Below are 14342 nucleotides of genomic sequence, written 5' to 3' on the forward strand. Positions count from 1 at the left end.
AAGCGTGAGCGGGGGTGAATTGTTCATTAAGCGACAAGCCGGGCATCCTCAGAAGGAGAGGGTGCCCGGCTTGCTATATGAAGTGGGAGATGGCTGCGAAGTGCTTACTTCTTAGCTTCCGTAGAGCGGAAGAGGATCTCCGTACGGTCCTTAGACTCGTAGAGCTTCTTAGCGAGAGCCTGTACAGACTGAGGCGTGACAGCGTCGAGGAGCTTGTCGTAGTTCGTCACGAAGTCGAAGCCCTGACCGTAGAAGCGAGCGAGCTGACCGAGCCAGTAGCTGTTCTTGCGGAGGCTTTCGCCGTGAGCCTTCTTGAGGTTCTTGACAGCCTTGTCGAAGTACTCAGCAGAGGGGCCGTTCTTGACGATACCTTCGAGACCCTTGAAGACGAGCTCGTTCATAGCTACGGCCTTAGCGGGGTCGGTCTGGAACTGGACGGTGACGTTCGTACGTGGGCTGGGGAAGCGTGATACATCAGCGAGGACACCGACGCTGTAGGCACCGCCTGCATCCTCACGAATGGTCTTCGTGTAGAGCTGGTCGAGGATAGACTCAAGCACAGCGCTCGTCAGACCTTCCTGCTGGTTGTAGGTCGTGGGGGCTGAGATGCCGTCGATGACGATACCCATGGGCGTCTCCATAGCAGCGCTGTACTCCTTCTTGTTCGTGCCGAGGCGCTCCTGGGGGACGCGGTTCGTGTGAGCCTTGTCGGTGTAGACCTTCTGCGCGGGGAGTGAAGCGATGTACTGCTCTACGAGAGGACGGAGGGTAGCTTCGTCGACATTACCTACGAAGTAGAATTCGAAGCCACGAGCGTTAGCGAAGCGGCTACGGAAGAGCTGGAGCACACGATCGTAGTTCACGCTCTTGACTTCTTCGACGCTGAGTGGGTAGCGCTCAGGGTTGTTGGGGAAGATGTAGCGCGTGACGGAGTCGCCGAGGAAGGAGAGAGGGTTAGCCTTGCTTGCCTCGATCTGGCTGATGGTACGCTCCTGCCATGCCTGGAAGGCGTCCTTGTCAGCGCGTACAGCTGTGAAGTTGAGGTAGAGGAGCTGGAGCATCGTCTCGAGGTCTTCCTTCGTCGTGCTACCTGCTACATCATCGCTGATATTGGAGACCGTCGCAGAGACAGAAGCGATACGACCGCTGAGGGCCTTCTCGAGAGCTGACTCATCAAACTTACCGAGACCACCGATAGCGGCAAGGCTATTGAGGACCTTCAGATCCGTAGCGCTGGGCTTGGTGAAGTTGTAGTACCCACCATCGCGGCGACCCTTGAAGAGGATCTCATCTTCCTTGTAGTCGGTCTTCTTGATGTAGACCTTCGTGCCGTTGGAGAGCGTCCAGATGGTAGAGCCGTACTGACCGTTCTTCTCGGTCTTGACGATCTTACCCTTCATGGGGAGCTTGTCGATGAGCTTCTCGTTGCTGACCTCGTCCTTAGGAGCTTCGACCTGCTGCTTGGTATAGTCGAGGTACTTCTTCGTCAGCTCCTCGATGCTGGGGAGCTTGACGCTGGGCTTCTCTACGCTGGTCAGAGCGACGAGTACATTCTTCTCGAGGTCAAGCTGCTTGATCATAGCATTGATCTGCTCGAGTGGGAACTGCTCAGCGATGCCCTGGATGAGCTGGTAGTGTGTGGGGATATCGAGGAGGTAACCACCGTCTTCGAAGTAGTCTACATAGACGTTTGCCCAAGCATCGCTGGTACGCTTGTCACGCTCGTTGTAGAAGTTCTTCATGCTGACGAGGTAGTCCTTCTTAGCGCGGCTATATTCGCCAGGCGTGAAGCCGTACGTCTTGAGGCGTACGATCTCAGCTACGAGAGCCTTGAGAGCGGGCTCCCACTGCCCTTCCTTGAAGGTAGCGTCAAAGTTGACAGCGTCCTTGGTCTTAGCGACGACGTAGTTACCGAAGTCAACGGAAGCGTTGACGAAGGGTGCATTAGGCTTCTTGACGATGTCGCTGAAGCGCTGGGTGATCATCGATGAGACGACACTATTGATGTAGTCCTCGAGGGGACCCATGAGGGTAGCACGGACATCAGCAGGCGTGACATCGCTCTTGTAAGAGATATTGATCGAATTCTGCGTAGCTTCCTTGTCAGCAGCGATACCTACGATGGGCTTGACGTTGTCTTCGACAGGGATGTAGACGCGCTCAGCAGCATTCACTGGAGCAGGGATGTCGGCGAAGATCTTCTTGATCTGAGCCTCCGTGTAGTTGACATCGACGTCACCGACGATGATGACCGCCTGCAGGTCGGGGCGGTACCACTTCTTGTAGTAGTCGCGCAGGACCTGATAGGGGAAGCTGCGTACGATCTCCATCTTACCGATGGGGAGGCGCTTACCGTACTTATTACCAGGGAAGGCAAAGTCGAGGAGCTTCTCCATGTTGCGCATATCCCCGCTATTGCTGCGACGCCATTCTTCTTCGATGACACCACGCTCAGCGTCGATCTCCTTATCCTCGAGGCTGATGAAGCTACTCCAGTCGTGGAGTACGAGGATACAGCTATCGATGATGCTCTTGCGTGGGACGGGGATCTTCATCAGCGTGTAGACCGTCTTGTCGAAGCTCGTGTAAGCATTGATGTTGCCACCGAAGCTGGCACCTATGCTCTCGAGGAAGTTGATGATCCCCTTGCCTGGGAAGTTCTTTGTGCCGTTGAAGGCGATATGCTCGAGGAAGTGAGCCAGACCCTGCTGCGAGTCTTCTTCCTGCATCGAGCCTACCTTCTGGGCGATATAGAATTCTGCTCTACCCTTGGGCTCTTCATTGTGACGAATGAAGTAGGTCAGACCATTGGGGAGCTTTCCGATACGGACGGCGGTGTCTATGGGGAGTGGTGGCATCTCGCTGGGAGCTTGGGCTTGAGCAGCCGAAGGCAGGCCCAGTGTAGTGCCTACGAAGAGCGCCGAGAGGAGGGATAAGATGATTTTCTTGAGCCTCATCGCTTGTTTGTGGTTTAAGAGGTGAAAAGATATTTATAGTTCACTGTACCGCAAATGTACGATAATTCTTCGGTGTGTATCTACTATATGAGATACCTCACGCGCGCAGGTATCTATATATAGGTATATGGTTGCGTAGGTAGAGCTATATAGGATGGCGAAGAAAGCTATATAGCTTTGGCTCGATTCCTATATAGCTTTCGGTGCGAAGCTATATAGCTTTGTGAAGTGACTTCTATTAGGTTGTTGCTCCGCGTAGGGATAAAAGTTGCAGACGAGTGGTAGAAAAGTGTGGACTACGTACGTGGCTCTAATATCTACGTACGTGGATATTTGGATTTACGTGTCTGGTCTTTAAATCTACGTGCGTAGATATGGAAAAATCACTACGTGAAGGCGCTTTTTTCTTCACGAGAAGGACAATTTTCCCTCCGCTGGATAAGAGGAATACTCGCGAAGGGACGAAGGGCTTGCTGGTCACTTCGGAGAGGTATATCGGGGAGCTGGGCGTACGATGCCTTAGCACGCTAAATAGAGGGTAGGACTTGCGGCAACAGTCTCAATAGTGGTATGAGGTATGATCCTATATTGGTCGCTGAGGCAACCTATATGGGGCCACTTAATCCCTCTCGGAGATGGACTTCCGATATCCGTGGGGAAGGAGCTATATACGAGGGCTGAAAAGTGGGGGAAAGAAGGGGAGGATAAGGCCGTGTCAGTATGGCATAATGTCAGGTGCTTGCCGTGAAGCTGTCCTTCTTTTGTCTGAGGTATAGGCTTTTTTAAGTATATTTGCACGATATATTACCTATGTCATAAAGTGTCCACTCAATAGACCCCTATGTTACTTCACAAAGAAGGGCGCGGCCCACTCATTGGCTTTGCTATCACTCTTATCGGGCTGAATGCCTTCATTGCTCTCTTTGCAGAAGGTACGTTTAGCTACGTCTTCTTGGCTATTTCGATCCTCTTCTATCTGACTGTCATCAACTTCTTCCGCTACGAGCCTCGCAAGCACAGCGATGGCCCGCTGGAGATCGTGTGCCCTGCTGACGGCCGTGTCGTCGTCGTCGAGGAGACGGAGGAGACGGAGCTGCTTGGCTGCCGCTGCCTGCAGGTATCCGTCTTTATGAGCGTCTTTGATATGCACGTCAACTGGATTCCTTGTAATGGCGTCGTCGAGCATGTCTCGCACACCGATGGACGCTTCCTCTCGGCTCACCTGCCTAAGAGCAGTACGGACAATGAGCGCTCTGCTGTCATCATCCGCAGTGAGGGTGGGGATCGCATCCTCGTCCGTCAGGTTGCTGGGGCTATCGCACGCCGTATCGTCACCTATCCAGAGGTCGGTCAACGTGTGAATATCAACCAGAACCTCGGCTTCATTAAGTTCGGCTCTCGTGTCGACCTCTACCTCCCCCTCGGCACGAAGGTGCACGTCAAGGTCGGGCAGAAGGTCCAGGGGAATATCACCGACATCGCTACGCTGCCTCGCTAAGCAGTATAGCGCCCCTCCCTATACGTATATATAATAGTAGGAATGAATATCAAGAAGCATATACCTAATATGCTGACCGCGGGGAACCTCCTCTCAGGTGTGCTGGCTATCGTCTTCACGCTCTATGTAGGTCGCACCGATATCGCTATGTGGCTCATCGTCCTCTCGGCCGTCTTTGACTTCTTCGATGGGATGGTAGCACGCCTGCTGGGTGTGTCCTCTCCGATCGGGAAGGATCTCGACTCGCTGGCCGACGTCGTGAGCTTCGGCTTGGCTCCCGCTACCCTTGTCTTCCGTGGACTGGAGGGCTTGGATGCAGGGAATTATCTGAACTATGGCGTCTTCGTCGTCGTGGCCTTTGCTGCACTGCGCCTGGCGAAGTTCAATAACGACACGCGCCAGTCGACCTCGTTCCTCGGACTTCCCGTCCCCTCGAACGCGCTCTTCTGGATCGGTGCTGCAGCTGCGATCCCTTCCTTCGGGCTGTCCATCGGTGCTTCGGCCACGCTCATCACTTATCTAGTGCTGACGCTCGTGCTATCCCTGCTGATGGTCAGCGAGCTGCCGATGTTCTCCTTCAAGCTCTCGAAGGAGCCCCTGAGCCACAAGTGGCCTCAGCTGGTGCTCATCGTGGTGGCTGTCGGGTCGGTCGTGTGGCTGGGCTGGTTCGGCTGCAGTGTGACGATCATCGCCTACCTCCTGCTGTCACTCCTTCCTCAGCAGAAGGGCGAGAAGGCCTAAGCGGAGTGCTGTGGCACGCTCTTTGAAAGAGGAGCTTTGTCACATAGTATGTATTAGATAAATCCGAATTTCGATATGAGCCTCCTGATAATAATCCTCATCGGTGTCCTCCTCTACCTCTACTGGCCTACGATCCAAGCTTGGCTGGCCGTGAAGCTCCTCCAGCGCCTGCAGCGTCGTATGACCGAGGCGGCCGGTGGTGAGGCCTACCGCAATCGTGGCTACGGTGCCCCTGGGGCATCCTCCGAGCGCCGAGAAGGTACGGCAGAGAGCTCGGACAGCCGCCAGAAGCAGGAGCTTGATGATATCGAGGCTCGCAAGTTCACCCGCCCCTCAAGCGACGAGTACGTTGACTTCGAGGAGCTTCCACGGGACTAAGCAGCGCTCTGCGGGTACTCCATACACCGTATTTATATACGCCATCCGAAGCAGTGGGATAGGGGAAGTGCGCTTCCCTTATCCCACTTCCTTCTGAGAAGGCCCTTTGTATTTGAGTATTCGTCGGAGTGTTTGTATCTTTGTTCCTCAAAGACTGAAATATAAACACTATTCATCCATAGGTAACAACAAACAATGGCAGTATTAGAGAAGATCCGAAGTCATTCGGTACTGCTGGTCGTGGTCATCGGGATCGCCCTGGCGGGCTTTGTCATCGGTGACCTCTTCACCAGTGGGCGCACCTTCTGGAGCAAGAATGAGCGTACGGCTCTCTCCATCGATGGCAAAGATGTCTCGATCGAAGAGTATAGCATGCGCCTCAAGGAGCTCGAAGACCAGGCTCAAGCCCAGGGCCAGCAGCTCTCCGATGAGCAACGTATGCAGCTGAATAACCAACTGGCCCAAGAGTACATCTCGGAGTATGCCTTCAATGAGGTGACCTCAAAGGTCGGCCTCGGCGTATCTGACGACGAACTCTATGCACTCCTCGTGGGTAAGGGGATCGCTCCCTCGCCATTGGCTGCACAGTTCTTCGGCTCGGCAGATGAGAAGCAGATCAACGAGATCATCAAGCAGCTTTCTGATAAGCAGATCCAGGCCGCTCCTGCTGAGCAGCGTGGTCAGCTCCTGCAGGCTAAGAGCCAGTTCGAGCAGCTCCAGAAGCAGATCAAGTCTCAGCGTCTCCAGCAGAAGCTCTCTACGCTGCTCGCTCGTACCTATAAGATCAACGATGTAGACCGTGAGCTCTCCGTCGGTAAGGAAAGCCGTAGCATCGCTCTCGTGCGCACCTCTGCTGCTCAGATCGCAGACGAGGCAGCTAAGCCCAGCGATAGCGAGGTGAAGAAGTACTACGACGAGCACAAGGACTTCTACAAGATGCAGTACCCTCTCACCGAGGTGAGCTACATCAGCCTGCAGGTCACTCCTTCGCAGGAAGACTACAAGAACGCTGCTGCTGAGAAGGAGAAGGCTGTCGCCGAGCTTCGCAATGCAAATGCCGCCAACGTCGAGTCTGTACTCCGTGGTTTCGCTACCTCCAGCAAGTTCTTCTCCAAGAGCTACCTCACCGGTGCTGAGCTCGATGAGCTGGGCCTCGGTGCTGAGCAGGTCGCCTTCGTCAAGGGTGCTGAGGCTGGTGCCGTCAGCGATCCTCAGCTCGTCAGCGACCGCTACGATATCATCAAGCTCGTCGGTAAGAAGACGGTGACCTCGGGTGTCTCTGTCCGTATGATCGTCCTCAACGACAGCGTCAAGGGTCAGGCCGATAGCCTGCTTGCACAGCTTCATGCGGGTGCCAGCTTTGCTGAGCTCGCTAAGAAGCACAGCATCGACCCCTCTACGTCGGCTACGGGTGGCCTCATCCAGATGCCTAACCGCTACGGCTCGGTCGATAGCACCTTCACCGAATCACAGCTCGTACAGCTCTCTCAGGGCTCAGCTCTCAACCTCGATACGCTCTACAAGGTACCCTTCGGTACGGTCGTTCGTCTCGGTCGGGCTCCTCTCTCCGTCCTCGTACGTGCTGAGAATCCCCAGCCTGCAGTAGATGCTTATCAGGTCGCATTCCTCTCCATCCCTGCTACGTTCTCTCCTGAGACCTACAACGCTAAGTACGCTGCTATGAACCGCATCCTCGGTGGTGGCGGTGGCTTCGATGCTATGGCTAAGAAGGCCGAGAAGGAAGGCTTCAGCGTAGCTCGCAACATCCCTGTGACGACGCAGACGGCTGCTCTCGGGCAGATCCCCAGCTCGCGTCAGGTCATCAGCTGGGCTATCGGTGCTAAGGACGGCGAAGTCAGCCAGAAGCTCTACACCTGCGGTACGGACTACCTCGTCATCCCCGCAGTCGTCAAGCACACGCCTGCTGGCGTAGCTCCTCTCTCTGCTGTCAAGGATGAGATCGTAGCTTACCTCACCAGCAAGAAGAAGGCTGAGACCCTCGCTAAGAACCTCGAAGGCAAGAAGCTCGCTTCTCTCGATGCTTACGCTACGGAGCTCCAGACGAAGGTCGATACCCTCGTCGACGTCAACTACCTCGTCCGTGGTAGCGAGCCTGCTACCTTCAACGGCGTAGCTATGACGACTCCCATGGGTAAGCTCTCTAAGCCCTTCGCTGCAAGCAATGCCGAAGTCATGGTCCTCCAGCCCGTCGCTGCTACGCCTAACGATCCCGCTGCTGTCGCTGCACAGGTCAAGCAGCAGGAGCTCGGTCTGGCTCGTCAGTACAGCTACCGTGTCTTCACGGACTTCATCCAGAAGATGAAGATTCAGGACAACCGCGCTCGCTTCTATTAGTAGCCGGCTCCCCATCTATCGGGGCATCGGGACAACCCTTTGCCACTGATATCAGTTATTAAATAGGCTGCCCGCATGAAGACACTCTGCGGGCAGCCTTATTCATTCATCCCTCGATTTATCCGCATACGATGCCAGAAGGCAAAGAAATACTCCTTGGTCGCACCCTCGATGAGCTTACCGAGCTGGTCACCTCCCTGGGCATGCCCCGCTTTACGGGCAAGCAGATAGCCCAGTGGCTCTATGACAAGCGCGTCACCTCCATCGATGAGATGACGAACCTCTCCAAAGCCAATCGCACGCTCCTCGCTGAGCGCTATACCGTCGGGCGTACGGCTCCCGTGATGAGCCAGCTCTCGAAGGATGGCACGCGCAAGTACCTCTTCGCCGTCTCCACGGGTGGTCTTGTCGAAGCCGTCTTTATCCCCGATAAGGACCGCGCTACGCTCTGCATCTCTTCGCAGGTGGGCTGTAAGATGGACTGCCTCTTCTGTATGACGGGCAAGCAGGGCTTCAAGGGGAACTTGTCTTCGGGTGAGATCATCAACCAAGTGCTTTCCGTCGAGGAATCCGCCTCGCTGACCAACGTCGTCTATATGGGTATGGGCGAGCCGCTCGACAATGCGACGAACGTACTGAAGAGCATCTCCGTCCTGACCTCTGCGTGGGGCTTGGGCTGGTCGCCTAAGCGCATCACGCTCTCTACGGTCGGTGTGCGCCGTGGCCTCGAGCGCTTCCTCAGCGAGACGACCTGCCATCTGGCGGTCAGCCTGCACAATCCCTTCCACGAAGGGCGTCTGGAGCTGATGCCTGCTGAGGGAGGTCTGCCACTGGAGGACACGCTGCAGATGATCCGCGAAGCTGACTTCACGGGGCAGCGCCGCGTCTCCTTCGAGTACATCGTCTTCGACGGGGTGAATGATAGCGACGAGCACGCTGCGGAGCTTGCTCGCCTCCTGCGTGGGATCCCTTGCCGTATCAACCTCATCCCCTTCCACCAAATCCCTGATGTGCCCCTGCGTCCACTCTCACGAGATAAGATGGAGCACTTCAAGCGCCAGCTCGAGTCGCGCGGCTACACCACGACGATCCGCACCTCCCGTGGTGAAGATATCTCCGCTGCCTGCGGTATGCTCTCGACCAAGGAGCAGATGGCTCGTGGCGGCTCTGCACCACGCTAATCCCTCCCGCCTGTGATCCTCCAGCGTCTGCACCTCCTGCACTTCAAGAGCATCGCCTCAGCCTCCTGCACCTTCTCCCCCAAGGTCAATTGCTTCATTGGCCTCAATGGGATGGGAAAGACCAACCTGCTGGATGCGCTGCACTACCTCTCCTTCACCAAGAGTCACCTCTCGATCACCGACAGCCTCGCCGTGCAATACGGGCAGGAGGCTGCCGTGCTCGATGCCGTCTACCGAAGCGACTTCGGCGACGAGCGTCAGCTACTCTTGCAGATCCGCCCTGGGCATCGCAAGGTCCTCAAGCGCAACAAGAAGGAGTACCCCAAGCTCAGCGATCATATCGGTGCCTTCCCGCTGGTCATCGTCTCGCCACAGGACTACCAGCTCATCCTCGGAGGGAGCGACGAGCGTCGCCGCTTCGTCGACAAGCAGCTCTCCCAGCAGGATAGCGTCTACATGGCGGCACTCGCGCAGTACCACCGCATCCTCGAGCAGCGCAATGTGCTCCTGAAGAGCCAGCGTGCCGATGATGCCGTCCTCGAAGTCCTCGACCTGCAGCTCGAGCAGGTCAGCCCGCTCCTCTACGAGCGTCGTGCGGCCTTCGTGCGAGACTTCATTCCCCTCTTCCAGCAGTACTATACCGCTATCAGTGGCGGGCAGGATCGTGTGAGCCTCGTCTATACGTCGTCGCTCGCTGAGCACGAGGGCCATTGCCTCGAGCTCCTGCGTGAGGCCCGTCAGCGTGACCGCCTCATGGGCTATACGACTATAGGTCTGCACAAGGATGACCTGCAGATGCTCCTCGGCGAAGAGCTCATTCGCAAGGTCGGGAGTGAGGGGCAAAATAAGACCTTCCTCATCGCGCTGAAGTTCGCTCAGTACGTGCTGCTCTCTGCGACCAACCCCGAGCGCCCGCTTCTCCTCTTGGATGACATCTTCGACAAGCTCGATGCTGAGCGTGTGGAGCGCATCATCCGTCTGGTCGGAGGGAGTGACTTCGGGCAGATCTTCATCACGGATACGAACCGCAAGCACCTCGACGAGATCGTCACAAGCTGGGGCGAAGACTATCGCCTCTTCGAAGTGTCCTCGGGCGAAGTGCGCTCTATCGACTCCACCCCCACTCATGAAGCAGAGTAAGACCGTGCTCCTCGGCGAAGCCATTGCTTCGCTATGGGACGACGACCCCGATATGTATGAGCAGCTCTTGGTGCATCGTCTGCGAGACTACCTGCCTGAGCTCTTAGGGCCGATGTGCCGCTGGCTTCAGGAGGTACGCTTCGACGAAGGGGTACTCCGCCTGCAGGTCTCCTCGCCTGCGGTACGGCAGGAGCTGGGCTTCCAGCAAGCCGAGCTCCAGCGCAAGATCAACGGCCACCTTGGTGCCGAGCTCGTGCGCTTCATTCAGATTTACTAAGGGACGAGGCAATCATTTCGCCCCAAGTTCTTCGGCTGATCTACTGCGGTAGGTCAGCCTTTTTTATGCGCGCTCGGATGTGACCTCACGGGAGGGGGGATGCGAACCTATATTGGTCGGCGGGCTGATCTATATAGCTTCGTACTTCGACCTATATTGGTCGCATCCATGACCTATATTGGTCAGCCCGCCGACCAATATAGGTTCGTTTATCACCCTCAGCGAGAAATTTTTTTTGAGCGTGGCAGGATGTTTCTGTGTGGTGGGGGTAAGTCGCTGTGTATGATGGTGTAGTGCTTTCTCTTCGCTCGGGTGGATAGCCCTCCATTGAGGGGTGTCGTGCGGGTATTTTTGAGGGGCGTGATTTGGAGTTTTCAAAAAGAGCTTTACCTTTGCACCAATCGGAAGGACATCCGTCGTGGATAATTCACCTTCCTCCCTTCACTCAAAAGAAAAGAAGACTAATAGCTATATGCAACAAGTCCAGTCTATGATGATTATGCGAATGTATGCTGACACGATGATGTGGCTCAGCATGATGACGCATATCCATAGGCGAAGTAGCTTGTTGTATACCTGTTAGTATATAGCATACCCATACAAAGAGTTTGTAAGAAGCGCTTCTCCTGGATTTCCTCGAGAAGCGCTTCTTCGTTGTATATATTCACCTCCAAATTCACCAATTCGCTAATGAGAAAGAGTTTACTAAGCCTGTTGCTCCTGGTTCTCTTCGTAGGACTTACCTGGGCACAGAAGCAGGTAGCCGTGACTGGGATAGTCGTTGCGGCTGAGAACAATGAACCGATCGAAGGTGCTTCGGTCATCTGCGTTGAGCACCCCCGCAGTGGGGCCCTCACCGACGCGAAGGGGAAGTTCACCCTTCGTCTGCCCGAGGGAGCGAAGACCCTGCGTATCTCCTATATTGGTTATGGCGCCGAGACGGTCGCCGTCGTAGCAGGTAAGGAGCTTCGCGTCCAGCTCAAGAGCACGGAGAAGACGCTTGACCCACTGGTCGTATCGGCCTACGGTGTCCAGCGCAAGTCCTCCCTCACGGGCGCTACCTCCAGCATCAAGGCCGCAGACCTGGTAAATGCCAAGGTGGAGTCTATCGATAAGGCGCTCTCGGGTAAGGTCTCGGGTATCCGCGTCGCTTCACAGACGGGTAACCCTGGCTCGGCTGGTACGGTGCAGATCCGTGGGGTCGGGAGTATCAACGGGACGACGGAGCCTCTCTACGTCGTCGACGGGGTGCCTGTCACGACGGGGAACTATGGTATCGGCGGCTATTCGTCCAATATCCTGGCCTCCATCAATCCAGAGGACATCGAGTCGGTCTCAGTGCTCAAGGATGCTGCTTCCGCTTCGCTCTACGGCTCACGTGCTGCTAATGGTGTCGTGCTCATCACGACCAAGCGCGGTAAGCAGGGCAAGACGAGCTTTAGCTTCAAGGCCAATACCGGCTTCTCGCGTATTGCTACCAATTCCTTCGAGCTAATGAACGCTAACGAAGCCTTCGACTACCAGCGCGAAGCCCTCATCAACTACGAGCTGTACCGAGCTGATGCCCTCCTGCCCAGTGGGTCGAAGTACGCTCAGCGTGCTGCGCTCCGTCAGCAGCTCGAGGCGAAGTACACCGATGCCGCCGTCACGGATGAAGACCTTCTGGTGAAGAGCCGTACGACGGCTACCGACTGGCGCAAGGTACTCCTCGGCAAAACGGGTCGTCTGAGCGATGTCAGCCTCTCCGCTTCGGGCGGGGTTGATGCTCTACGCTACTTTGCTTCGCTGGGATACAATGATGTGACGGGTGTCACGCCCTTCGGTAGCTTCAAGCGCTACTCAGGTCTTCTGAACCTCGATAACAAGGCTACTAAGTGGCTTGATCTCTCTTTCAAGGGACAGGTATCCTATACCTCACAGGAGGGTAGTGGTGACAACTCCGGTCAGAGCAGCAGTGTCTCGCTCTCGCAGCCTACTATCCTGACGCTTCTCTCGGCTCCCGACCAGCCTGTATATAATGCGGGCGGTAGCTACAATCAGAATGTCGCACCTATGAAGGGTACGGACAATCCGCTGCAGATCCTTGATCCCACGTACATCACGAATCAGCTGGGTACGCTCCGCGGTATCGGTGGTGTCAATGCTCAGGTGACCTTCACGGATTACCTCAACTTCAAGACGACGAACTCGATCGAGTACACGCTCCTCAAGAGCTTCGAGTATGTAAGCCCCAATACGCAGGACGGCCGTCGTGTCGGTGGTCAGGGTGCCCGCTTCTCCAATGAGCTTGTCGTCAAGACGACCTCCAATGTCCTGAACTTCAACCGCGACTTCACCAAGCATCACCTCGATGCTCTTGCCGGTATCGAGGCTCAGAGCTTCGACCAGCTCCGCTACGGCTTCGAGGTCAATAAGTATTCTTCAGAAAAGCTCCGTGAGCTAGGTACAGGTCTGGTCGTCGATGGCGAAAGTAATCGCTACGGGAGCTTCCTCCTCTCTTACCTCGGTCGTGTCAACTACAGCTATGACAACCGCTACTACCTTGGCCTGAGCCTGCGTGATGATATCTCCTCGAAGCTCGGGAAGAACAGGCGCTCGGGTGTCTTCTATAGCGTGTCGGGTGCCTGGAGATTTGGCCGTGAAGCCTTCCTCAAGGACAATAACTTCCTGACCGATGCTAAGCTCCGCGCTTCTTATGGTACTAATGGCAACCTCCCTGATGGTGAGTACACGTGGAGAGGACTCTATACTTTTCTTGGTCGTTATGGCTCAGAGCCAGCTATCTCGCTTTTGCAACTACCTAATGTCAATTTAGGTTGGGAGAAGAGCCGCAGCCTCAATGTCGGGCTTGACCTGACCTTCGCTCGCCGCTTCGCTCTGAGCGTGGAGTACTTCAATAAGTACACGATCGACCTCCTGATGTCCGTACCTGTCTCGTACAACCACGGGGTAGCGAACTATCAGGCCAACCGAGGTGAACTCTCTAACCGCGGTATTGAAGTCGAGCTTCACGCATCGAACATCCTTAACTCCAATGCCTTCCGCTGGGATGCTGACCTCTCGCTGACGAAGATCCGCTCTCGTGTAGAGGCGCTCCCCAATGGCGATATCATTACGGGGGCTGGTAACTACCTCTACCGCCCAGGTGTAGACATCTATACGTTCTACCTCCGCAAGTTCCACGACGTGGAGAAGGAGACGGGTCTGGCTCGCTTCGTCGTCGACCCCACGAAGGACGCTACGGCTGACAACCTCACCTACTACTCTTCTCAGGCAGCATTCACTCCCACCAAGTCTGCTTATCCTAAGCTCTTTGGTGGTCTGACGAATACCTTCTCTTATGGTGGATTCACGCTGAGCACACTCCTGACCTACCAGTTTGGCGGGCACTTCCTCGACCACTTTGAAGGCTTCGCTATCTCGGACGGCGCACGTACGATCTCGGTGAACTCAAGCAAGGATCTGGTCGGTAACTACTGGACGCCTACCAATACGACGGCCTCCAACCCTCTGCCTATCCTGAACAATCCGCTCTCGAGTGCACGTCTGGCCTCGACGCGCTTCCTCCACTCCTCGGACTTTGTCCGCCTCAAGGAAGTGGCGCTGAGCTACCGCCTTCCCAGCTCGCTCACCAAGGTACTCCACGTCAATTCGGCGAGCGTATCTTTGACGGCGAACAACCTCTTCTATCTCTACGCAGCTACCAAGAATAAGGAGCTCGAGACGCCTCTCAATGGTTTCCGTACGGCCGATATCCCTGCTCTGCGCACGGTGAGCTTCGGTGTGAATGTTGGTTTCTAACGCTTATCCCAGTA

General features: G+C 55.6%; 9 protein-coding genes. 8 read left to right on the plus strand and 1 reads right to left on the minus strand.

Annotated features, from left to right (window positions below; all coding sequences use genetic code 11):
• Nucleotides 1-104: 104 nt before the first annotated feature.
• Nucleotides 105-2957 carry a M16 family metallopeptidase gene (locus tag HMPREF1323_RS08230; RefSeq protein ID WP_009433723.1) on the minus strand — a complete coding sequence of 951 codons (2853 nt, stop codon included), beginning with the start codon at nt 2955-2957 and terminating at the stop codon, nt 105-107.
• 841 nt (nt 2958-3798) lie between these two features.
• On the opposite strand from HMPREF1323_RS08230, the gene HMPREF1323_RS08235 reads away from it, so the two are divergent.
• The 8 genes from HMPREF1323_RS08235 to HMPREF1323_RS08270 all read left to right on the plus strand — a co-directional run bounded on the left by HMPREF1323_RS08235 (nt 3799) and on the right by HMPREF1323_RS08270 (nt 14328).
• Nucleotides 3799-4455, plus strand: coding sequence for a phosphatidylserine decarboxylase family protein (locus tag HMPREF1323_RS08235; protein ID WP_009433717.1), 657 nt, complete (start codon nt 3799-3801; stop codon nt 4453-4455).
• Nucleotides 4456-4497: 42 nt separating this feature from the next.
• Nucleotides 4498-5196, plus strand: coding sequence for a CDP-diacylglycerol--serine O-phosphatidyltransferase (pssA, locus tag HMPREF1323_RS08240; RefSeq protein ID WP_009433718.1), 699 nt, complete (start codon nt 4498-4500; stop codon nt 5194-5196).
• Nucleotides 5197-5271: 75 nt separating this feature from the next.
• The gene (locus HMPREF1323_RS08245) at nt 5272-5574 is read left to right on the plus strand and encodes a DUF4834 family protein (protein ID WP_009433705.1); all 303 of its coding nucleotides are present in this window, start codon (nt 5272-5274) and stop codon (nt 5572-5574) included.
• Nucleotides 5575-5769: 195 nt separating this feature from the next.
• The gene (locus tag HMPREF1323_RS08250; RefSeq protein ID WP_009433688.1) at nt 5770-7929 is read left to right on the plus strand and encodes a peptidylprolyl isomerase; all 2160 of its coding nucleotides are present in this window, start codon (nt 5770-5772) and stop codon (nt 7927-7929) included.
• A 131-nt stretch (nt 7930-8060) separates the two neighbouring features.
• Entirely contained in the window at nt 8061-9110 is a 1050-nt protein-coding gene (gene rlmN / locus HMPREF1323_RS08255; protein WP_009433675.1) for a 23S rRNA (adenine(2503)-C(2))-methyltransferase RlmN, read from the plus strand.
• A 12-nt stretch (nt 9111-9122) separates the two neighbouring features.
• A complete protein-coding gene (recF, locus tag HMPREF1323_RS08260) occupies nt 9123-10250 on the plus strand; it encodes a DNA replication/repair protein RecF (protein WP_009433672.1) in 1128 nt (375 codons plus the stop codon).
• A complete protein-coding gene (locus HMPREF1323_RS08265; protein WP_009433706.1) occupies nt 10237-10527 on the plus strand; it encodes a DUF721 domain-containing protein in 291 nt (96 codons plus the stop codon). The genes recF and HMPREF1323_RS08265 overlap by 14 nt, the downstream gene beginning before the upstream one ends.
• A gap of 690 nt (nt 10528-11217) precedes the next feature.
• Nucleotides 11218-14328 (plus strand): SusC/RagA family TonB-linked outer membrane protein, encoded by a 3111-nt coding sequence (locus tag HMPREF1323_RS08270; RefSeq protein ID WP_052312371.1) that lies wholly within the window; start codon nt 11218-11220, stop codon nt 14326-14328.
• Nucleotides 14329-14342: the final 14 nt, after the last annotated feature.

The sequence above is a fragment of the Porphyromonas sp. oral taxon 279 str. F0450 genome, from assembly GCF_000292995.1.
In the GTDB taxonomy this organism is placed as follows: Bacteria; Bacteroidota; Bacteroidia; order Bacteroidales; family Porphyromonadaceae; genus Porphyromonas; species Porphyromonas pasteri.